Below are 21,387 nucleotides of genomic sequence, written 5' to 3' on the forward strand. Positions count from 1 at the left end.
GACGGCTGCCGGCTCACGGCCCGCCGCAGCAAGCCGACTTCCCGGCCTCTTGCACGGGCGGGCACGGCACCGTGCCGTAAGAGCAGTACACGCAGCAGTCCCCGGCCTTCGGCCGCAGCAGTGCATGGCATTGCTTGCATTCGTAGAACCACTGGCACGCATCGGTGGGCATGGTTTCGGTTCTGGCATGCCCGCACTGCGGGCAGGTGAGCACGGATTCGAGAATCACCGGAGTCATTGCCCCACCTCCACCTCCGCCCCCAGGTCGCCGGCGATCAGCCTGAACTGCTCCAGCGCCGCCTGCAGGTCCTCCACGATTTCCTGGGCGATCACGTCCGGGGCGGGCAGGTTGTCGCTGTCCGCGAGTGACTCGTCCTTGAGCCAGAAGATGTCGAGGCTCGCCTTGTCGCGCGCGATCAACTCGTCATACGTGTAGGCGCGCCAGCGGCCTTCCGGCGTCTCGGGGCTCCAGGTCGCCTTGCGCTTGTTGCGGTTGGCGACGTTGTAGAGATCGACGAATTCGTCCAGGTCCTCCCGCTTCAGGGGATTGGTCTTGAGGGTGAAGTGCTTGTTGGTCCGCAGATCGTAGATCCACAGCTTCTTCGTCCACGGCGTCTGGCTGGCCGGCTTCTTGTCGAAGAACAGCACGTTGGCCTTGACGCCCTGCGCGTAGAACAGGCCCGTGGGCAGTCGCAACAGCGTGTGCACCTCGCACTCGTGGAGCAGTTTGCGGCGGATGGTCTCCCCCGCCCCGCCCTCGAACAGCACGTTATCCGGCAGCACCACCGCCGCGCGCCCGGGAATGTTCAACAGCGTCTTGATGTGCTGGACGAAATTGAGCTGCTTGTTGCTCGTCGTCGCCCAGAAATCGTCGCGCTCGATGATGTCCTTCTCGGTGCTGGTGCGCCCGTCCTCTCCCACGATGACCGTGCTGCTCTTCTTGCCGAACGGGGGATTGGCCAGCACGACTTCAAACCGCTTGCCGGGGTCGGCTGCCAGCGCGTCTCCGACGATCACCGGCACCGACTTCTCCGACCCGATGCCATGCAGCATCAGGTTCATGGCGCACACGCGTGCCGTGGCCTGGACCAGCTCGTAGCCCGTGAAGGCCTTCTCCTTCAGGTGCTGCTTCTCGGGGCGGGTCAGGTTGGGGTTGTGGTGAGCGATGTAGTTGTACGCGGTGAACAGGAAGCCGCCCGTGCCGCACGCCGGGTCGCAGATCGCCTCGCCAGGCCTGGGCGCGATGCAATCGACCATCGCCTGGATCAGCGCACGCGGCGTGAAGTACTGCCCGGCGCCGCTCTTGGTGTCCTGCGCGTTCTTCTCCAGCAGGCCCTCGTAAGCGTCGCCTTTCACGTCCACGCCCAGGATGGTCCAGGTCTCGGCGTCGATCAGGTCGGCGATCACCCGGCGCAGCTTCGCCGGGTCCTGGAACTTGTTCTGGGCCTTGCCGAAGATCAGGCCAAGGGTCCCCTTCTGTTTCCCGAGCTCTTCGAGAACGTGCCGGTAATGATCGAACAGCGGGTCTCCGTCCTCCTTCAACAATGTCGGCCATGAATAGGCAGCGGGAACGATGCTCATCTGCCTGTGAGGAGGCTTGGTGCGCTCGTCGGCCATCTTGAGGAACAGCAGGTACGTGAGCTGCTCCACGTAGTCGCCGTAGCTCATGCCGTCGTCGCGCAACACGTTGCAGTAATTCCAGAGCTTCTGGACGAGGGTAGATGCGTTCATGTGTGTGGTGGGTCCAGGGCGGTGACCTTCGCAGCCACCTTCCCGCATGCGGCTATCAGGTCCGTGACCAGGCGCTCGGTGACGTCGAGCAGGCCCTCGTACTCGCCGAGATTCCGCACCTCGTGGCACTTCGCGAGAACGCGCCAGACTTCCGGGCCGAGCTCCAGGGTATGAGGCAAGAGCTGGAACACGATGTACCGGTTGCTCGAGCGGTACCCATGCCAGCGCAGTGCGGCGAGGCAGAGCGCGTGGGCGGCGTTGTACGCAAGGTCGAACTGGCTTGCCAGTGCCAGTCCTTCATGCTGCGCGTCAGACAGCTTGGCAAGGCCCATGTCGCGCAGTCCGGCAAACTCCTTGGCGTCCGGCGGCTCGGCCCGCAGCGGCTTGCCGGGGCCGCACAGGTTCTCAAACGCGGAGGTCATCTTCACTTCCGAACAGCCACACCTTGGGCTGCGAGACCACGCGAGTGACGAACCCTCCGTCAGCCTTCAGGCGCGCGGCAAGTTCCTGGGGCGTGTAGATCACCGGGTTGATCTCGCGACCGAGCCCCTGCTCCACCGGCTGCAGCGCCAGGATCACGTCGGGAAACCCCAGCGTGTCGCTGATGATCATCAGGTCGATGTCGCTCGCGGCGTGGTCCGTCCGCTTTGCCACCGAGCCGAAGACAAAGGCGGCCACGATCCGGTCCCGCAACGGCGCCAGCGCCGCGCGCAGCGGCTCTGCGATGCCGATCGTCTTGCGGGCGATGCCGCACAGTTCCTCGTAGATGGGGGCAGCCGGATTGGCCTGGTAGTGCTTCTGGTTGCCGACGGTGCGCACCGTGACCAGCCCGCTTTGCTCCAGCCGCGCGAGTTCGCGCTGAACGGAGCCCGAGCCCGCGCGAGCCAGCGCAATCAGTTCCGTCGCATAGAAGCTGCGGTCCGGCTGGCCGAACAGCAGGCCGAGCACGCGCTGCTGCGTGCCGCCGAACAGCGCGGAGGCGAGGCTAGCAGTGGGCGGCGGAGGTGCGCCGCGGCGGCTGGTACCCATTTTGGGCATTTTAATACCCAATCTGGGTATGTTCATGCCCAAATCAGGCATGGGCGCCTGAGAAAGCCTTGGCGAGGATGGCTTGTCGGAGGCCCTGCGCACGCCTCAGGTTGGCGTCAACCTCGGCTTCGACTTCGCGGACGATGGAGAGACGGCGGTCGACTTCGGCGACGATGCGCTGCTGCTCGGGAACCGGAGGCAGCGCGAATTCCACATTCGATAGCCTACCCAAACTGAGATGAGCAATATTCGTCGTGATGTTGCTCTCTTTGGCGAAACGTCCAGAGTGCATGTAGTGTCGAAAGACGATCAGCGCAAACTCTGGCACGACGCAGGTATGCGCCTGAAATCGGATAAGTGTATTTGTGAAGCATGCACCCGGAAGTTCGCCGCGATAGATTGCAGGCCGGCCCAGGAACTCAGGACTCTGTCCCTCATTCAGCAATATGTCGCCGGGTTGGAGGGCAAATCTCGAAACATCCGCGTGTGAGAAGTTCATCTCCATCACGTCGGACAAATCGATACGATCCTCAAAAACATTCTGGACACGCAAGTAGGGTCGCATGTCTGGGCCGGCGTGGTATTTCGGCGACCGCTGTCGTCCCAATTGCAGTCTGCCTATGTCCCCGACACGGGTCCATGTCCAGCCCGCTGGCAAGTCAAACCCAGCATCGGCAAATGTTGAGCACTCGAAGGACTGGGCATCACCGAGCAAACGGCCCTGAGCGCCCTCTCGAAGGACTGATGTCTTGTATCGCTTGAGGTTCGACTTCACTCGGTGGAGGTTGGCGACGGCTTCGTCGAGGCGGGAGAACTGCTTGTCGATTTCGGCGACGACTAGGCGCTGGTCTGCCAAAGACAGCAGGGGCACGGGGACATCAAGCATGGTCCCCTGACTGACTGTGTTTTGGCCGGCACTCGAAACCATGTTGAGCTCGACATAGCGCCGAACGGCCTCCGTTTGGAAGTAGTGCGCCAAGTACAGCGAATCCACAACATCCTGGCGCGGGCGAAAGCGAATAAAGTGATCGCAGTAAGCCCATTTGCGTGTGGATCGAAATGGGATCACGCGTCCGACGAGGCTCTTACTGCCATTGACGCGGATGCACACAAGGTCGCCTGGGCGCAATGTGTATTTACGAACCTCCTTGCTCGTCAGAAGTATGTCCCGCGGTGCCGTTTCGTCGATTGCGCCGCTTGAGATATCTGCAAGTCGAAGCACTGCGGTCGCTTCTCCTTCATCGCCACTGCGCTTGGAAAGCCCGTTTTGAGACTCTGTCAACAAGTCACGCAGTAAGACGCGCTGAATCTCAGTCACGCCGCCAACTCCCGATTCAACTCCTCAATCACCCTCGGCAACTCCCTGCCAAAGAGCTGATGCACCTTGCCCAAGCCGCCCTCGGTGTTGAACGGCGCATATTCGAAGTCTTCGATCTCGATGCCGAGGTTCGCGGCAATGTGGTCGCGGATCATTTCCAGCCAGTGTTGTTGTTCGTGCGTGAAGGGCTTGCCCTGCTGCGCCAGCCACGCCTTGAAGTTCGCCAGGACGCGCTCGGGGTACGGCACCAGCTCATTTTCCTGGTGCATCGCAAAGCGCACCAGACTCACCAGGTCCGTGAGGATGCGGCGCGCGCTGGCCCCCTTCACCTTGCTCCTGTCCAGCGCTGCGTAAGCCTGCCATAGCGCGCCCTCGTCCATCAGGTGCGGCGGCGCGTGCAGTGTATCGGCCAGCTGCTTGATGTCCTCGAACTTCAGTGGCGCGCGAGTCGGGCGGCTGTAGAGGATCTGCAGCGCGGTGATCTCGTCCTTGTGCTGCGCGATGAACTGCTCGAAGGTCTGCACCAGTTCCTTCGCCCGGTCCGAGCCCTCGGCGAAGGTGGCGCTGATCAAGGTGTCCTTGGTGACGATGTCGATCACCTGGTCGGCCTTCTGGCGCAGTTGCAGGATGAGGGTCCGCAACTGCGGGTCGCTGAAGGGGCGCACGGCTTGGCGCAGCCGGGTGCCTCCCTCTCCCGTCCCCGCGAGAGCAGGAGTGTCCTCGTCGGCGTTGAGCGCTTCGACTATGCCCTTGGCGAGATCGCGCAGGCTGTGGCCGCCGCTTGTCGCGATCACCTTGGCCTTGTCTTCGTCGCTGCTGTCGCGGTCCAGCCGCGCCAGGCGCGCTGCCACGCTGGACAGCACCTCGTCTTCGACGTTGCCCAGCGCCACGGCCTGCAGCAGCTTGTCCAGCGGCACGGCCTTCCGCTGGTCCATCGGCCGGCTGTCGGTCTTGTCTCGCTCGCACACGCCCACGGCGTCGACGATCACGAAGTGGTCCTTCACCACGTGTTCGCCGGGGTTCACCTGCTGCAGGTCCGTGGCGTTGCAGATGCGCACGCCCCGGCCCTTCATCTGCTCGAAGAAGCTGCGGCTCTTCACGCTGCGCATGAAGACGACGATCTCCACCGGCTTGATGTCGGTGCCGGTGGCGATCATGTCCACCGTGACGGCGATGCGCGGATAGTAGGCGGTGCGGAAATCCTTGATCAGTTGCTCGGGGCTGGTGCCGGTTGTGCGATAGGTGATCTTCTGCGCGAATTCGTTGCCACGGCCGAACTCCTCCCGCAGGATCTCCACGATCTTCTCGGCGTGGTTGTCGTCCTTGGCGAACACCAGGGTCTTGGGCAACTCCTCGCGCTGCGGGAACAGGTCCACGTTCCACTGGTCACGCAAGGTGCGAACCACGGTGCGGATCTGGTCCGGCGTCTGGACCGATCGATCGAGTTCCGAAGGGTCGTATTCGAAGTCCTCGTCCAGTTGCCAGGCCGTCTTCCTGCGGGTGGCCTTGTCCAGCGTTTCCAGCCAGTAACCCTTCTCCACCTTGGCGCCGGCCTCGGTCACCTCGGTCTTGATGCGGTACACGTCGTAGTTGACGTTCACGCCGTCGGCGACCGCCTGCGCATGGCCATACTCCATCACCAGGTTCTGGTTGAAGAATCCGAAAGTCTGCTTGTTGGGCGTGGCCGTCAGGCCGATCAGGTAGGCGTCGAAGTACTCGAGCACCTGTCGCCACAGGTTGTAGATGCTGCGATGCGCTTCGTCCGTCACCACGATGTCGAAGGTCTCGATCGGGATGGCGGCGTTGTAGCCGATCGGCTCCGGCTCCTTGAACAGGTTCTCGAGCCCTTCGGTCGATTCCTCGTCGGCCTCCGACGGCAGGTCGCGCCCCTTGAGCATGCTGAACATGCGCTGGATGGTGCAGATCACCACGCGGGCGCTCTTGTCCAGCTGGTTGTTCTGCAGGTGCTGGACGATGTATTCCTCGCCGAACTTGAAGTTGTTGTACGGCGAAGCGTACTGGTCGAACTCCTTCTTGGTCTGGCGCGCGAGGTTGCCCCGGTCCACCAGAAACAGCACACGGCGCGCGCCGGCGAACTTGATCAGGCGGTAGATGAAGCTGATGGCGGTGAACGTCTTCCCGCTGCCCGTGGCCATCTGGATCAGCGCCTTGGGCTTGTTCGCGGTGAGGCTCTTTTCCAGGTTCCGGATCGCCTGGATCTGGGCCGGCCAGAGCTGGAAACTGGCGCCGCCGGCGCCCCACGCCGTCGCGAGCTGGGGCATGTTGCGCATGCGGTGCAGAAACGTCCGCGCTTCGTCGTTGGCGGCCGGCTGGCCCGGAGCTGCGGACAGATAGACCAGCCAATCCGCCAGCAGCTCCGGACGGAAAAAGGCGAAGACGTTGCGGGCGCGCGGCTGCGGGTCCAGTCCGTTGGTGAAGTGCGTTTCGACGCCCGTCGATTCGAACAGGAAAGGCAGTGGCCGGTGCCACGCAGGGAGGCCGGCGGGAAGCCCCTGGGCGTAGCGTCCGGATTGCGTCTCTACGCCGGTCAGTGTGGCGCCCTGCTTCTTCGCCTCGATCACCCCGCAGGCCTTGCCGTTGACATACAGGAGGTAGTCGGCGCAACCGAATCCGGTGTTGAGCGGAAACTCGCGGATCGCGACCCCTTTCGCGGCGTGAATGTCGACGTCGGCCATGCCGCAGACGTGCCAGCCCGCCTGCGCGAGCAGCCTGTCGATGTCGACCCGCGCTTTCGCTTCCGGCGTCATGCTCATCCTTTGAGCGGCATTCTAGAGGGTGGTGCCTGGTGCGTGAGCCTGGGGAAACCTGCGTCGGGCCGTCGGCTACCACCGTCGCTCGGAGGCGGACGCCGCGAGCAGGCGCGGAAGCAGGCCGGAATGCCGCTGCAGCCTGGCCTCCATGGCCGAAACGAGCACGTCCGTCGGGGCAGCAAGCGTTGCGCGGTTCTTCGACCGGGTCACCGCGGTGTACAGAAGTTCGCGCACGGCGGCGCGTCCCGGTTGCTTCGGCAACGACAGGAGCACGGCGTCGAACTCCGAACCCTGCGCCTTGTGCACTGTCGTTGCGAAGGCCGTCTCGTGCGGCGGCATGCGCGGGATCGGCACCGCTCGCACGCCCTTCTCTGTGTCCGGGAACAGCACTGCGAGTTCGCCTGCTGCCGGCAACGCAATGCCGATGTCGCCGTTGAACAGCTTCAGCACGTAGTCGTTGCGCAGGACCATCACCGGGCGGCCCGCATACCAGGGGGAGCGCGCGTCCTGCGGCGCCGGTGGCAGCGCGGGCGAAAGAAGCTGCGCCGCGCGCCGCGTGACCTGCTCGTTCGCCCAGCGGCTGCCGCTGGTGCCATCGCGCACTGCGCACAGGACGCGGAACGCGTTGAACGCGCGGAAGATCGCGGCGACATCGCCTGGATCGCGCCCGACCGTCTCGAAGTAAGCGGCGTAGCCAGCGAGGATGGCGTCGAGCACGTCGTCGCCCTGGTCGGTGGCCAGCCAGCGGATCGACGTGTCATCGGCAGGTGCGGACGCCACGGGACCGGCCAGGGCGGCGCTCGGCGGCTCTATTTCCGGGAACAGCGAAAGCGAGGCCGTGTCCTCTTTGCGCTTCTTCGCGCCGTTGGACTTGGTCGCGCCCGGAACGGCGGCGGCCGGCGCGTGAACAGCGGCCACGGGCCGCGGGGCGCGGCTCTCGCGCAACAGTGCCATCGCCTCCTCGGCCCTCCCCTCGTTGATGCACCTGGCCAGCCGTCCGATCCCGGACGCGGCCGGGAACCGGTAGTTCTTCGTCAGCCACACGGCGGCGTCGTGCAGCGGGCTGGGCTGTGCCGGCGCGGGCGGTGCGACGCGGTCAGCGGCGTAGCCGCACAGGCCGGCGACGTCGAGGCGGCACTGGTCGGTCAGCGTGGGATCGGCGCTCAGCTCGGCGAACACGGCGCCGGCTTCGACGGCGGCGAGCTGGTCCTTGTCGCCGAGCAGGATGATGCGGGCCGACGCCGGCACGGCCTCGAGCAGCCTGGTCGCGAGCGCCAGGTCCAGCATCGACGCTTCGTCGATGATCAGCGTGTCGTACGGAAGCGGATTGCCGGCGTCGTGCACGAAAGTGCCCTGCCCGGGATTGGCGCCCAGGAGCCGGTGGATGGTGAACGACTCGGCCGGGAGCTGGTCGCGCAGCGCACGGGGAAGATGGTCGGCGCGGCCGCGGATCGCTTCGGTCATGCGGGCGGCGGCCTTGCCCGTGGGTGCGGCCAGCGCGATGCGGCCGCCGGGCTCCTGCGCGAGGAGGCAGGCGAGCAGGTTCACCACCGTCGTGGTCTTGCCGGTGCCGGGGCCGCCGCTGATGATCGTGAGCGTGTTGCGCAACGCCAGGGCCGCCGCGATCTTCTGCCAGTCGACTTCGTCTTCTTCCTGTGGCGCGAAGAGCGTGTTCAGCAGCTCGCGGGCTGGCGGGGTCACGGTACGCGGCGGCGTCCTTGCCGCCTGCATGATGCGGCGCGCCAGCCGCATTTCGTAGTCGAAGTAGCGGTGGAGATACAGGCGGCCGTCTTCGTCCAGGATCAGCGGACAGGCGCCGGGCGAGCCGTGGGTGCCGACGACGCGGGTGGAGAGGAGGGATTGGCGGAGGTCCTCGGGAGGGTGCTGCCCCCACCCCTGCCCTCCCCCGGAGGGGGAGGGAGAAAGATCCGACAGCATCAGGCAGACATGGCCGTTGCCGGTTGCGAGGCTGGTCTGGTGCGCGGCGTGACGCAAGAGCGCGAAGTCTGCTTCGGTCGGCGGGCGGGGTGCCGGGCCGGCGCCGTGCGACACGGGGTCCGGCAGGACGCCTTGCCCTCCCGCCGAGCCGTCTGCCTGCCATCGCCGCGCCCAACGCTCCACGTGCTGCGCGAAGCCTTCGGCCAGGCGTTCGGCACCCGGGTCGTCGCGCTCGTACGCGCTGCCCGGCTCGGGTTGCATGCTCTCGCCGGGGCCGCTCACGCCGATGCCCCTTCCCTGTGTCCCAGCAAGGCATCCAGCGCCTCGATCGCTTCGCGCTCCGGCCGGTCGAAGAACACGCCGCCGGCGGAGCCGTCGCCTTGCGTCCACCCGGGCCGCACGCCTCGAACGAAGAGGTACTGCGCGCCGCCGAAATGACGCTCGTAGTCGTAGCCGCGCAGGCGCTGCTTGAGGTAGCGGTGCAGCGCCACGGTGTACAGCAGGTACTGCAGGTGGTAACCCTGTTCGTCCATGGCACGGCGCAGGTTGGCACCGTGGTAGTCGGCCGCGCGCCAGCCAAGGTGGTTCGACTTCCAGTCCAGCAGGTGCCAGCGTCCATGGTGCTCGTAGACCAGGTCGATGAAGCCGCGCAGGTAGCCGTCGAGGCGGCCGAATGCGAAGCCGCTCACCGGATAGCCGTGGCGGCGCAGCGTGGCGGCCAGCGCCTGCGACTCGAGGCCGGCGGATGGCAGGCTGAACTCCAGTTCCACGAGGCGGCGAGCGCGCGCCACGTCGGCCAGGCGATGGCCGGCGGGAAGCTTCGTCGCCGTGACGTCGGCGAGCATCTGCAGCACCATCGCTTGCCAGGCCGCACTCTCGGCCGCGCCGGCTTGCGGGGGCCGGATGCGCAGCGCGTGGGCGACGGCGGCGGGCCAATCCTGCGGATCGCCGAAGTCGACGCGCTCGAAGACGGCGTGCAGCGATTCGCCGGCGCGGGCGCCGCGGGGAAAGTGGAGGATGTCCGGCGCGCCCTCACCTCCTCTCTCTCCCGAAAGCGGAAGAGGTCGCGCGTCCTGCACGCGCACATCGTGGTCCGCCGCGGCTTCGCTCTTCGCGCCATGGGCCAGGCCGCTGTAACTGCCGATCCACCAGCCCGGCGGAATGCGCCCTGGCGGCGGGCGGGCGGCCAGCGAGTCGGCCGCGGGCCGCGGGATCTCCACCGGCACCGGCTGCGCCCCGGGGAGCACCTCGATGGCGATGTGCGGCGACTTCCCGGCGAGCGTGCTCCACGCATCGACGATGCGCTCGGCCGGCGTCTTCCTGTCGCGCCAGGCCTCGGGCGGGATGCCGTCGCCGGCCGCCAGCCAGTTCAGCGGGTTGCCGCTGCATTCGGCGGTGGACGGGCGCCCGAAGGCGGCCACCGAATACGAGCCCACCACCAGGTAACAGCGGTGCACCGCGCGGGTCAGCGCCACGTAGATCAGGCGCAGGCGCTCGGCGTCCGCCTCCATCTTCATGCGCCGCTTCACCTCGGTGTCGTCGCCCACGTCGCGGTAGTCGATCACGGGCCGGCCGGCATCGTCGTGGTAATCGCGCGGGATCGCCGCCCCGCGGCCGCCGCCTGGGCTGCCGTCCCACAGGAACGGACAGAACACGATCGGATACTCCAGGCCCTTGGAGCGGTGGATGGTGAATATCTGCACCAGGTTGCGGTCGGACTCCAGGCGCACCTGCGTGGCCTCGCCGCCCTCGTGCTCGCGCCGCTGCCGCTGCAGCCAGCGCAACAGGGCCTCGGCGCCCGGATGGTCCCGTGCCGCCTCGTTCAGGCATTCCGCCAGGTGCCTCAGGTTGGTGAGGCGCCGCTCGCCGTCGCCGCGGCGCAGCATGCGCGCGGCGACGCCCTCGGCCGCGAACAGCTGCCGCAGCATCCGCGCGATGCCGTGGTGCAGCCAGGTGTCCCGGTACCCGGCGAACTGGCCCATGCGCCGCAGGACGGCCTGCTCATCGCTTGACAGCCCATCGATCTCGGGGGCGGTGCAGCCAAGCAGCTCGGTGGCGAGCGCGGCGCGCAGCAGCGGCTCGCGCCCCGGTTCGAGCACGGCGACGAGGATGCGCTCGAGCTCCTGCGCATCGGCGCTTTCGAAGACGCTGGTCTGCGCCAGCTCCACGCTGCCGACGCCCAGCCACTTCAGTTCGGCACGGACCAGGCTGCCTTCGGCACGACTGCGCACGAGCACGGCGATGTCGCGCGACTCCAGCGGCCGGTCGCCATACCGGATTTCGCCGCGCCGGGCGGCCGCGAGCAGGCGCGCGATCTCGCCCGCGGTCGCCCGCGCGGCCCTGGCCCTGGCATCCGTCTTGTCGATCGGCCCGTCCTCGTCCTGGTCGGGCGGCAGCCGCCACAGCTGCAGCGCGGCGCGCGCCTCGGTGCCGTCGACCAGCGGCGTGCGCGGTTTCGCTCCGGCGCGCACCGAGTGGTAATCCAGGCCGTCCAGCATGAACGCCCGCTCATTCGCCTCGAACAGCGCGTTCAGGCCATCGAGCAGGGCCGGCGTGGAGCGCTGGTTCTCGGCCAGCGTGTACTGGGCCCCGGCGCGGCTGCGTGCCTGCAGGTAGGTGTGCAGGTCGGCATTGCGGAAACTGTAGATCGCCTGCTTCGGGTCTCCGACCAGGAACAGCGGCCCGTCCGCCGCCCCGTACACGGCGTCGAAGATCGCGAACTGCAGCGGATCGGTGTCCTGGAACTCGTCGATCAGCGCCGCGGGAAAGCGCTCCCTCAGCGTCACGGCCAGGCCGGCGCCGCGCCCGTCGTGCAGCCGCTCGTGCAGGTTGAAGAGCATGTCGTCGAACGCGACGACGCGGCGCTCGCGCTTGCGGGCGCGCAATGCGACCGGCCCTTCTTCGGCGACCTTGCGCCACAGGACCATCCGCGCGCGTTCGAGCCGCTCGCGCAGCGCGCTCCATTCATCCAGCAGCGCTTGCGCCGCCGCGAAGAAGTCGTGCTCGCCGCAGGGCGCGTGTTTCGCCTTTGGCTTCAGGCAACCCGGCGTGAACAGGACCAGCTTCTCGCCGACGGGCGGGCGGTCGTTGGCATCGCCGGAGGCCAGCACCTCATCCCACTGCTCCACCGCCGCGGCCACGCTGGTCTCCTTGTAGCGGTTGCCGTTCAGCCGCGGCAACGCCTCGGTGACGCAGGCAATCACCTTCTCGCGGCCGGTACGCCAGATGGCGCGGGCGTTGGCATGCGCCGCGCGCAAAGCCGTGCCGTCGATGCGCGGCATGCCGTCGCCGCTGCCGTCGGGCCAGATCACCCGGGACAGCGGTTTGCCGCAATGGCGCTGGAGGAGCTCGGCGAATCTGGCCGGGGATTCCTTGCACTCCAGCAGGTAGGCGGCGAGTTCCGGCGGGACGGCGCCGCCGGCCACTTCCCGCCGCCAGAAATCGTTGGCCACCTCCTGCCGCAGTTCGCCGTCGTCCTCGATCATCTCCTGTGCCAGCGGCAGGCCAGCCGCGAAGGGCGTGTCGTCGAGGGCGCGCTTGCAGAAGCCGTGGATCGTGAAGATGGCGGCCTCGTCGAAGTTGCGGGCGGCGCGGGTGAGCAGCCTGGCCAGCGCCTCGTCCTCGAAGCCCTTGTCGCGCAAGGCGGCCAGCAGGCCGGCGACGAACGGATCGGCCGATTCGGGACCGCGCCCTTCGAGGCGGGCCAGCACCTGCGTGATGCGCTCGCGCACGCGTTCCCGCAATTCCGCGGTCGCGGCGTTGGTGAAGGTGACCACGAGGATCTCCTGGACCTCCAGGCCGCGTTCGACCAGCAGCCGCAGGTACAGGCCGCAGATGTTCCACGTCTTGCCGGTGCCGGCCGAGGCCTCGATGAGGCGCACCCCCTGCAGCGGGCACCGGAACACGTCCAGGGCTTCGGGACGGCGCCCGCTCATGCCTGCTCCCCGCAGGACACGTGCGGCAGCCAGTCGCCCGGGATGTGCCCGAACACCGTGGCGGCGCTTTCCCGGAACTCGCCGTCCAGCGGTTCGGCCACGCCCCGCAGCGCCAGCCGGTATGCCGCATGGTCGCGCTCGCCGCCGAACTCCGAGTTGCCCCCGGTCCACTTCTGGCGCGCGGCACGCTCGCCCTCCTGCAACAACGCCCACGCGCTCTTGGGGAAGAAGTGCAGGGGGCGCGCCAGGCCTGCGCGATACAGCGCGACCAGCCGGGCAAGATGCTCCCTGGCTTCGGCCGCGCCGAGGGCCGAATAGGTGCGCGTGCCAAGCCGGGTGACGCTGCGGGTGACCGGCTCGCCGTCGGGATGCGGCTGCGCGCACAGCGCGAGATGGTGGACCCATGCCGCGAGCACGTCGTTGGGACGCTCGTCGTCGTAGCGCCAGCGGACGGCGCCGGCGGGACGCAGGTCGGCGAAGGCGCCCTGGATGGCCCAGGGCTCGCCCGCGACCGCCAGCTCGATGCTGGCCTGGTGCGGCGGCAAGACGTCGCCGGCGCTCGCCCGGCGCACGGCCTGGGCGAAGCGCCCGAGGCGGGCGAGTTCGCGTTCCATCTCCGCCCTGCCGATCACGCCGCCCGGCAGTTCGGTGCCAGCCTGCGCGAGGCGGCGCGCCGTGGCCAGGTCCGTCCCTTCCAGCAGCAGGGGCAGCAGGCGTTGCGCGAGTTGCGACCGCGACGGCACGTCCGGCAGGAACGGCTCGTCGTCGTCGAGCGGCGCCTCGTCCCATCCCAGGTCGAGGTTCAGGCGGCGCCTGAGGAGGTACTGGCTGGGATTGCGAAAGAACTCCACCAGCCGGGCGATCGGCACCGTGCGCCATTCGGGACCGGGCTCGGCAAGAGGTTCGGTGAAGAAGCAGGCGGCATCAGGCGCGGCGGCTTCCTCTTCGTCCGCCTCGCCTCCGGCTTCGCCTGGCGGCCCGGATCCCGGCCCCGGGCCGGCACGAGGTGCTCGTCCGCCCGCGTCCGGTGTCGCCGTCAGCGCCTCCCGCAGCGCCTGCGCGAGGTCCGCGTCGAAGCTGCGCACGCGCTCGTCGGCCGCCGAGAATGCATCCGGCGAGAACGGCTGCAGCGGATGCGCGACGACCAGGTGCTCGCGCGCCGCTTTCAGGGCGGCCTCGGAGTCGCCCGAAGCCGCGATCGCCGGCACCAGCACGTCCAGCAGTTCGGCGATCAGCACCGAAGGCGGCAGCGGCGCGTTGTCATGGATGCTGCGGCCGGCATAGCTGAGATAAAGGCTGCGCCGCGCGGCGAGCACCAGGTCGAGGAACAGCGTGCGCTGGTCGGTGCGGCGCTGCCGGTCGCCCAGGCGCGGCGCCCGCGCCATCAGGTCGAACTCGGGCGGACGGTCGGCCGTGGGGAAGGCGCGGTCGTTCAGGCCGATGGCGCAGATCACCTTGAACGGCACGTTGCGCAGGCTCGCCATGCCGGCGAAGGTGACGCGGCCGGTCGGCACCCCACCCCGCGCCGGATCCTCGAACGCACTCTCCAGCGCGGCGCGGATCACCGACGACGGAACCGGCTCGTCGAGGCCTCCGCGCAGCATCGCATCGCCGAGCTGGTCCAGCGTCGCATGGAGTTCCAGCAGGTCTTCGATCTCGCCGTGCGCCCCGGAGATGAACTGGTCGGCCGCGGCGTGCAGCCAGCTCACCCAGTCGCCGCCGGTGCGCGCGCGGGCCATCGCGCCGCGCAGGTCCTGCAGCGCCTGCACGAAGCGCCAGAAGGCACCGAGCGCCACCGCGGACGAGCCTTCGGCGCCTCCGGACGGCTGCAGGCCGCCGAACGGCTCCTGCACGTGGCCGGGCAGCGCGTAGCCGAGATAGAGGCGCTCCAGCCCGTCGGCCAGGGTGTGCGCCGCCTGCGCGGGCAGGTCGAGCCCGGCGACATGGTCCTGGTCCAGTCCCCAGTGAATCCCCGATTCGCGAATCCAGTCGTGCACCTGCAGCAGCCCTTCGTCGTCGAAGCCGAAACGGCGCGCCACCACCGGTTGCTGCAGCAGGCCGAAGACGGCGGTCGCCGTGCAGCGCGAGGCGGCCAGGGCCAGCAGCTGCAGCAGGGCACGGACCGGTGCGTTGACGGTGCTGCGGCCCAGGCCCGTGATCGCGTACGCAATCCTGCGCTGCGGCGGCATCGTGCCGAACACGGCCTCGATCAGCGGTGCGGCACCCGGCAGGTCGGGCGTCACGACGAGGATGTCCGACGGCTCCAGCGAGTCATCGGCGGCGAACAGGCCCAGCAGGTGGTCGTGCAGCACTTCGAGCTCGCGCGTGAGCGAGTGGCAGACGTGCACTTCGATGCTCCGGTCGCCGCCGGCGAGGTCGATCGACGCCGGCTCGAGCTCCTGCAGGTCCAGGATCGAGTCCTGCAGGCGGGCGAGCAGGCTCGCGGACCCGGCGCGCTGGTACTCCTCGGCGCCCTGCGCGCCCTCGCCTTCGCCGATGCCGGTGAGCAGCGCCAGCGACGACTGGGTCTGCTTGCCCCAGGACGCGAGCAGCCGGTGGCCGACGTCGAAGGCCTGCGCCTGTCCGGCCGCGTCCAGCTGGCTGAGCTGTTTCAGGTCGACGAGGTCGAACCAGTATTCGCGGCAGGGATTGAGCGCGTAGACATGCACGTCCATCGACCGCCCCAGCGCCTGCAGCGCCTGCAGGTGCAACGGCGGCATGGCGGAGAGGCCGAAGACGTGGACGGCGGGGGGCAGGCCGGCTTCGCGCGCACGCGTCGCGCCGCCACGTTCGAGCTCGCGCACCAGGAGCGCCAGCGGGTTGTCGGCCTGCAGTTCGAGTTCACGCGCGATGCGCCGCCAGAGGGCGGCTTGCCAGGCTTCGTCAGCCGCTGCCGTGTCCCCTCCCCGGCCCGCCCCCGGCCCGGGAGGGAGTGAAGACAAGCCATCCCTCTGTCTCGGATTTTGTTCCCTCTCCCGTCCGGGGTGAGGGCCAGGGTGAGGGGCACTGGCACCTTGCCACTTCGCCAGCCAGTCCGGCCGGTATGTCACGTACTGCTCCAGCAGCGCCGCGGTCTTCACCGCCAGCTCGTAGCGCATCACGTGGTCGGCCCCGGCAGTGGCCAGGTACCCACCGAGCCTTGGATGAGCGTCGACGAACGCGGCATCGCCGAACGCCGCATACACCCGCCACGCGAGCGCCGCCGGGTCGAAGGGCGATTCGGCCGCCACCCCTTGAACCACCCGCGCCACCTGCCGCCAGAGCCAGCGCGCCAGATACACGAATTCGACGTTGGCGCAGATGCCGTGCGCATCGGCCATGGCCAGGGTGAGGTGCCGCTGCATGGCGGCACTTGGCACCACCACCTGGTCGCTCGCGAACACGTCATCGCGGGTCCCGCCGAGCTGGTCCAGCAGGCGCCGGGCCAGAGTCTCGTAGCGGTTGGAGGAGTGGACGTACAGCATGAATCGTCGAGGTGGGCCATGCTACCAGCGCGGCCCGCGCGCGACCCTGGCCCGCCCGGGCCGTCGGCCGGCCAAAATACGCCCATGAACCTGCCCTGGCTCGACGCGGGCGAGCCGTTCCCCGACGTCTCGACCGCCTGGGACGAGACGCAGCCCGCCCCGGGGCTGCTGGCGGCCGGCGGTGCCCTGGACATCGACAGCCTGCACCGCGCCTACAGTTCGGGCATCTTCCCGTGGTTCAGCCACGGGCAGCCGATCCTGTGGTGGAGCACCGATCCGCGCATGGTGCTGTTCACGGGCGAGTTCAACCTGCACCGCTCGCTGCGCAAGACGCTGCAGAAGTTCGTGACCGACCCGCGCTGCGAAGTGCGCATCGACAGCGCCTTCGATGAGGTGATCCGCGGCTGCGCCGGCAGCGAGCGGCCGGGCCAGTCCGGCACCTGGATCGTGCCGCGCATGGTCAAGGCGTACGAGGCGTTCCATCGCGCCGGGTACGCGCACAGCGTCGAGACCTGGGTCGACGGCCGGCTCGAGGCGGGCCTGTACTGCGTGGGCGTCGGCCGCGCCGTCTTCGGCGAGTCGATGTTCACCCGGGTGCCCGACGGCTCGAAGATCGCGCTGGCCGGGCTGGTCGCGTTCTGCCGGGCCCATGGCATCGCGCTGATCGACTGCCAGCAGAACACGTCGCACCTGGCGTCCCTGGGCGCGCGCGAGATTCCGCGCGCCGACTTCGTCGCCCACGTAGCGCGTAACACGCAGCAGCCCGCCCCGCCCTGGCGGTTCGAGCCCGTATACTGGAATCACCTCCTGCCGCCGAAAACGACAGCGTGACACACCTCAAGGACCTGCCGCTCCAGACCCTGCAGTTCTACGCGACGGCGCCCTACCCGTGCAGTTATCTCCCGGGCAAGCAGGCACGCTCGCAGGTGGCGACGCCGAGCCACCTGATCCACAACGACGCGTACTCGGACCTCGTGACCGGCGGCTTTCGCCGCAGCGGGATGTTCACGTACCGGCCTTATTGCGACGGCTGCCGCGCCTGCGTGCCGCTGCGCGTGCTGGCGGAGCAGTTTCGTCCCGACCGCAGCCAGCGCCGCGCCTGGAGCCGGCACCAGAACCTGCAGGCGCGGGTGCTGAAACTGTGCTTCGTGCCGGAGCACTACCACCTGTACCTGCGCTACCAGACCGGGCGCCATGCGGGCGGCGGCATGGACCACGACAGCATCGACCAATACACGCAGTTCCTGCTGCAAAGCCGCGTCAACTCGCGGCTGGTGGAGTTCCGCGAACCGTCGCCGGACGGCGGCAGCGGCGCGCTGCGCATGGTTTCGATCCTGGACGTTCTCAACGACGGCCTGTCGGCGGTCTACACCTTCTACGAGCCCGACTCCGCGTCGAGCTACGGCACCTACAGCGTTCTGTGGCAGATCGAGCAGGCCAGGCGGCTGCACCTGCCCCATGTGTACCTGGGGTACTGGATCGGGCAAAGCCCGAAGATGAACTACAAGGCGCGCTTCGCGCCCAATGAAGTGTTGCTCGACGGCCACTGGCGCCCCGGAAGCGAGCTGCAATCAGGCTGACCCTTGATCCCGCGCTGGCCGGGTCGCATTTCATAAGATAAAATCTTGGCACCTCGTTCCTGAGATTGCCATGAGAAAGTCGGAGCCCGGGGCCCACGCGACCCCCACCATCCAGGTGATCGAACGCATGTTCGCCCTGATCGACGTGCTGGCCTCCCGCGAAGAAGCGGTTTCGCTCAAGGAGATCAGCGAGAAGACGGGGCTGCACCCGTCCACCACCCACCGCATCCTCAACGACCTGGCCAGCGGCCGGTTCGTCGACCGTCCCGAGGCCGGCAGCTACCGCCTGGGCATGCGCCTGCTGGAACTGGGCAACCTGGTCAAGCAGCGGCTGAACGTGCGCGACGCGGCACTGGGCCCCATGCGCGAGCTGCACAAGCTGATCCAGCAGCCGGTGAACCTCTCCATGCGCCAGGGCGACGAGATCGTGTACATCGAGCGCGCGTACAGCGAGCGCTCGGGCATGCAGGTCGTGCGGGCCATCGGCGGCCGCGCGCCGCTGCACCTGACGTCCACCGGCAAGCTGTTCCTGGCGGCCGATGAGCCTCAGCGCGTGCGCGCCTACGCTGCGCGCACCGGCCTGCCCGGGCACACCAAGAACAGCATCACGCAGCTGCCGGTGCTCGAGCGCGAACTGTCCAGGGCGCGCCAGTACGGCATTGCCCGCGACAACGAGGAGCTGGAGCTGGGCGTGCGCTGCATGGCCGCCGGCATCTACGACGACCAGAACAAGCTGGTGGCCGGCCTGTCGATCTCGGCGCCGGCCGACCGGCTCGACGAAGGATGGCTCACCAAGCTGCAGGCGACCGCGGCGGAGATCTCCGACGCGCTGGGCCACAAGCCGGCGCCGCAGCGGGCGGCGGCGTAGCGACGCCCTGGACGCAAGAAAGCCGGCGCGGGGCCGGCTTTTCTGCTGGAGCGCAGCGGTTTACCCGTTCGTCGCCTTCAGCGGATTCGACAGCGCCGGATTGCTCTCCACCCAGCGGCGCACGCGCTCGGCATCGCCGATGCGGCTCAGCTTCCCGGCGGAATCCAGGAACACCATGATCAGCTTGCGGCCGGCGATCTTGGCCTGCATCACCAGGCACTGGCCGGCCTCGGAGATGTAGCCGGTCTTCTGCAAGCCGATGTTCCAGTCGGGGTTCTTCACCAGCCGGTTCGTCGTGCGGTACTGCAGGGTCTGCTTGCCCACGGCGACCTGGTGTTCGGGCGACGTGCTCAGCTCGCGCAGCAGCGGGTCGTCGTAGGCGGCCTTCACCAGCGTCGCCAGGTCCTGCGCGCTCGACTGGTTCTTGCTCGACAATCCGGTGGGCTCGACATAGCGGGTGTCGTTCATGCCCAGCATCCTGGCCTTGGCGTTCATCAACGACACGAACGCCGCCAGCCCACCCGGGTAGGTGCGGCCGAGGGCGTTCGCCGCCCGGTTCTCGCTGGCCATCAACGCCAGGTGCATCAGTTCGCCGCGGGTCAGCGTGGCGCCGACGCGCAGCCGTGAGCCGGTGAACTTCTCGGTGTCCACGTCTTCCTGCGTGATGGTGATCATCTCGTCCATCGGCAGCCTGGCTTCACTGACCAGCAGACCGGTCATCAGCTTGGTGATGGACGCGATCGGCAGGACGGCCGAATCGTTCTTGGAGATCAGCACCTCCTGGGTGTCCTGGTCGATCACGAGGGCGACGCTGGATTTCAGGTCGAGATCGTCCTGCACCGCGTGCAGCCCCGCCAGCTGGCCGTAGGACAGACGGGCCGGCGCGACGCGGACCACCGAGCGCGCCTTCGCCGTGTAGCTGCGGGCGACGCGCTTCTTGGAAACAGAGGACTTCTTGGCGCTGACCGTCTTGGCCTTGCGCGTGCCGGCGTCAGCCGCCGTGGGCGCGAACCCCGCCAGCAGGACTGCGACGGCCATCGAATGGAGCAGGAAGGCCCAGGGCTTTCGCTTCGCGGGTGCTGTGAGGTGCATCGATAAAACTCCTGAAACGCTGCAATCCGGCAGGAAGTTTACGAGATCTGAAAAAGTTACGCAAGATCAATGACTTGTGTAACTTTCCTCAGGCGGCACAGCAATTATATGAAGCGACCTACCCCTGGGCGGCCACGCGATCGGCCTTACTTTGTAACTTGTTGAGTGCGGCGAGGTAGGCCTTGGCCGATGCCACGATGATGTCCGGGTCTGCGCCGACCCCGTTCACCACCCGGCCGGAGTTCTGCAGCCGAACCGTCACTTCGCCTTGACTTTCGGTCGATCCGCTGATGGCGTTGACCGAATAGAGCACCATTTCGGCGCCACTCCTGACGATGGCTTCGATCGCCTTGAGCGAGGCGTCGACCGGACCATTGCCGTCCGACTCGCCTTTCACTTCCTTACCACCGCACGTGAACACAAGCACGGCATGCGGCCGTTCGCCGGTTTCGCTATGTTGCGCGAGCGACACGAAGCCGTAGTGTTCATGCTCGTGCGTGACGGCCTCGTCCGCCACCAGCGCCAGGATGTCCTCGTCGAAGATCTCGCTCTTGCGGTCGGCCAGTTCCTTGAACTTCGCGAAGGCGGCATTGACGTCGGCCTCGCTGTCAAGCGCCACGCCGAGGTCCTGCAAACGCTGCTTGAAGGCGTTGCGGCCCGACAGCTTGCCCAGCACGATCTTGTTGGCGCTCCAGCCGACGTCCTCGGCCCGCATGATCTCGTAGGTGTCGCGGGCCTTGAGCACGCCGTCCTGGTGGATGCCGCTCGCATGGGCGAACGCGTTCGCGCCGACCACTGCCTTGTTGGGCTGGACGACGAAGCCGGTCGTCTGGCTCACCATCCGGCTGGCCGCGACGATGTGCTTCGTGTCGATGCCGACCTCCAGCCCGAAGTGGTCGCGGCGCGTCTTGACGGCCATCACCACCTCTTCCAGCGAGCAGTTGCCGGCGCGCTCGCCCAGGCCGTTGATGGTGCACTCCACCTGGCGCGCGCCGCCGAGCTTGACGCCGGCCAGCGAGTTGGCCACCGCCATCCCGAGGTCGTTGTGGCAGTGGACCGACCAGATCGCCTTGTCGGAGTTGGGCACGCGCTCGCGCAACGAGCGGATGAAGTTGCCGTACAGCTCGGGCACGGCGTAGCCGACGGTGTCAGGCACGTTGATCGTGGTCGCCCCTTCGGCGATGACGGTCTCCAGCACCCGGCACAGGAAGTCCGGGTCGCTGCGGTAGCCGTCCTCCGGGGAGAACTCGACGTCGGCGCAGAGGTTGCGCGCGAACCGCACCGACTGCTTCGCCTGCTCCAGCACCTGCTCGGGCGTCATGCGCAGCTTCTTTTCCATGTGCAGCGGCGACGTCGCGATGAACGTGTGGATGCGGGCGCGGGCCGCGCCCTGCAGCGCCTCGGCAGCGCGCGAGATGTCGCGGTCGTTGGCCCGTGCCAGCGAACAGACGGTGGAATCCTTGATCGCGTTGGCGATCGTGTGCACCGCCTCGAAGTCGCCGTTGGAACTGGCGGCGAAGCCGGCCTCGATCACGTCGACCTTCAGCCGCTCGAGCTGGCGCGCGATGCGCAGCTTCTCGTCCCTGGTCATCGAGGCGCCCGGCGACTGCTCGCCATCGCGCAAGGTGGTGTCGAAGATGATCAGCTTGTCTGCCATGTGA

The 21,387-nt window shown here is 67.9% G+C and carries 14 protein-coding genes; 3 read left to right on the top strand and 11 right to left on the bottom strand.

Going from position 1 to position 21,387, the window contains the following annotated elements; translation table 11 throughout:
* Window positions 1-13: 13 nt before the first annotated feature.
* The 9 genes from RAMLITH_RS25650 to recC form a co-directional block, all read right to left on the bottom strand.
* On the bottom strand, window positions 14-238 hold the full coding sequence (locus RAMLITH_RS25650) for a GDCCVxC domain-containing (seleno)protein (protein WP_168105891.1): 225 nt from the start codon (window positions 236-238) through the stop codon (window positions 14-16).
* On the bottom strand, window positions 235-1,731 hold the full coding sequence (locus RAMLITH_RS03350; RefSeq protein ID WP_168105892.1) for a type I restriction-modification system subunit M: 1,497 nt from the start codon (window positions 1,729-1,731) through the stop codon (window positions 235-237). Before RAMLITH_RS03350 ends, RAMLITH_RS25650 begins: the two co-directional genes overlap by 4 nt.
* The gene (locus RAMLITH_RS03355; RefSeq protein WP_168106440.1) at window positions 1,728-2,153 is read right to left on the bottom strand and encodes a hypothetical protein; all 426 of its coding nucleotides are present in this window, start codon (window positions 2,151-2,153) and stop codon (window positions 1,728-1,730) included. Before RAMLITH_RS03355 ends, RAMLITH_RS03350 begins: the two co-directional genes overlap by 4 nt.
* A complete protein-coding gene (locus RAMLITH_RS03360; RefSeq protein WP_238343986.1) occupies window positions 2,137-2,811 on the bottom strand; it encodes a transcriptional regulator in 675 nt (224 codons plus the stop codon). Before RAMLITH_RS03360 ends, RAMLITH_RS03355 begins: the two co-directional genes overlap by 17 nt.
* Window positions 2,804-4,078 (bottom strand): restriction endonuclease subunit S, encoded by a 1,275-nt coding sequence (locus tag RAMLITH_RS03365; RefSeq protein WP_168105893.1) that lies wholly within the window; start codon window positions 4,076-4,078, stop codon window positions 2,804-2,806. Before RAMLITH_RS03365 ends, RAMLITH_RS03360 begins: the two co-directional genes overlap by 8 nt.
* A complete protein-coding gene (locus RAMLITH_RS03370; protein WP_168105894.1) occupies window positions 4,075-6,852 on the bottom strand; it encodes a type I restriction endonuclease subunit R in 2,778 nt (925 codons plus the stop codon). Before RAMLITH_RS03370 ends, RAMLITH_RS03365 begins: the two co-directional genes overlap by 4 nt.
* 69 nt (window positions 6,853-6,921) lie before the next feature.
* The gene (recD, locus tag RAMLITH_RS03375; RefSeq protein WP_168105895.1) at window positions 6,922-9,069 is read right to left on the bottom strand and encodes an exodeoxyribonuclease V subunit alpha; all 2,148 of its coding nucleotides are present in this window, start codon (window positions 9,067-9,069) and stop codon (window positions 6,922-6,924) included.
* On the bottom strand, window positions 9,066-12,722 hold the full coding sequence (gene recB / locus RAMLITH_RS03380; protein WP_168105896.1) for an exodeoxyribonuclease V subunit beta: 3,657 nt from the start codon (window positions 12,720-12,722) through the stop codon (window positions 9,066-9,068). The genes recD and recB overlap by 4 nt, the downstream gene beginning before the upstream one ends.
* Complete coding sequence (gene recC / locus RAMLITH_RS03385) at window positions 12,719-16,186, bottom strand: exodeoxyribonuclease V subunit gamma (protein WP_168105897.1); 3,468 nt, start codon at window positions 16,184-16,186, stop codon at window positions 12,719-12,721. Before recC ends, recB begins: the two co-directional genes overlap by 4 nt.
* Before the next feature lie 84 nt (window positions 16,187-16,270).
* Between recC and aat the strand changes: the two genes are divergently transcribed.
* The 3 genes from aat (at window position 16,271) to RAMLITH_RS03400 (ending at window position 18,634) form a co-directional block, all read left to right on the top strand.
* On the top strand, window positions 16,271-17,017 hold the full coding sequence (gene aat, locus RAMLITH_RS03390) for a leucyl/phenylalanyl-tRNA--protein transferase (RefSeq protein WP_168105898.1): 747 nt from the start codon (window positions 16,271-16,273) through the stop codon (window positions 17,015-17,017).
* On the top strand, window positions 17,014-17,766 hold the full coding sequence (locus tag RAMLITH_RS03395) for an arginyltransferase (RefSeq protein WP_168105899.1): 753 nt from the start codon (window positions 17,014-17,016) through the stop codon (window positions 17,764-17,766). Before aat ends, RAMLITH_RS03395 begins: the two co-directional genes overlap by 4 nt.
* 70 nt (window positions 17,767-17,836) lie before the next feature.
* Window positions 17,837-18,634, top strand: coding sequence for an IclR family transcriptional regulator (locus RAMLITH_RS03400; RefSeq protein ID WP_168105900.1), 798 nt, complete (start codon window positions 17,837-17,839; stop codon window positions 18,632-18,634).
* A 60-nt stretch (window positions 18,635-18,694) separates the two neighbouring features.
* Here RAMLITH_RS03400 and pbpG read toward each other — a convergent pair whose 3' ends face one another.
* The gene (gene pbpG / locus RAMLITH_RS03405; protein WP_168106441.1) at window positions 18,695-19,672 is read right to left on the bottom strand and encodes a D-alanyl-D-alanine endopeptidase; all 978 of its coding nucleotides are present in this window, start codon (window positions 19,670-19,672) and stop codon (window positions 18,695-18,697) included.
* A gap of 172 nt (window positions 19,673-19,844) precedes the next feature.
* Entirely contained in the window at window positions 19,845-21,383 is a 1,539-nt protein-coding gene (locus RAMLITH_RS03410; protein WP_168105901.1) for a 2-isopropylmalate synthase, read from the bottom strand.
* Window positions 21,384-21,387: the final 4 nt, after the last annotated feature.

Origin of the sequence: Ramlibacter lithotrophicus (assembly GCF_012184415.1) — a bacterium.
In the GTDB taxonomy this organism is placed as follows: Bacteria; Pseudomonadota; Gammaproteobacteria; order Burkholderiales; family Burkholderiaceae_C; genus Ramlibacter; species Ramlibacter lithotrophicus.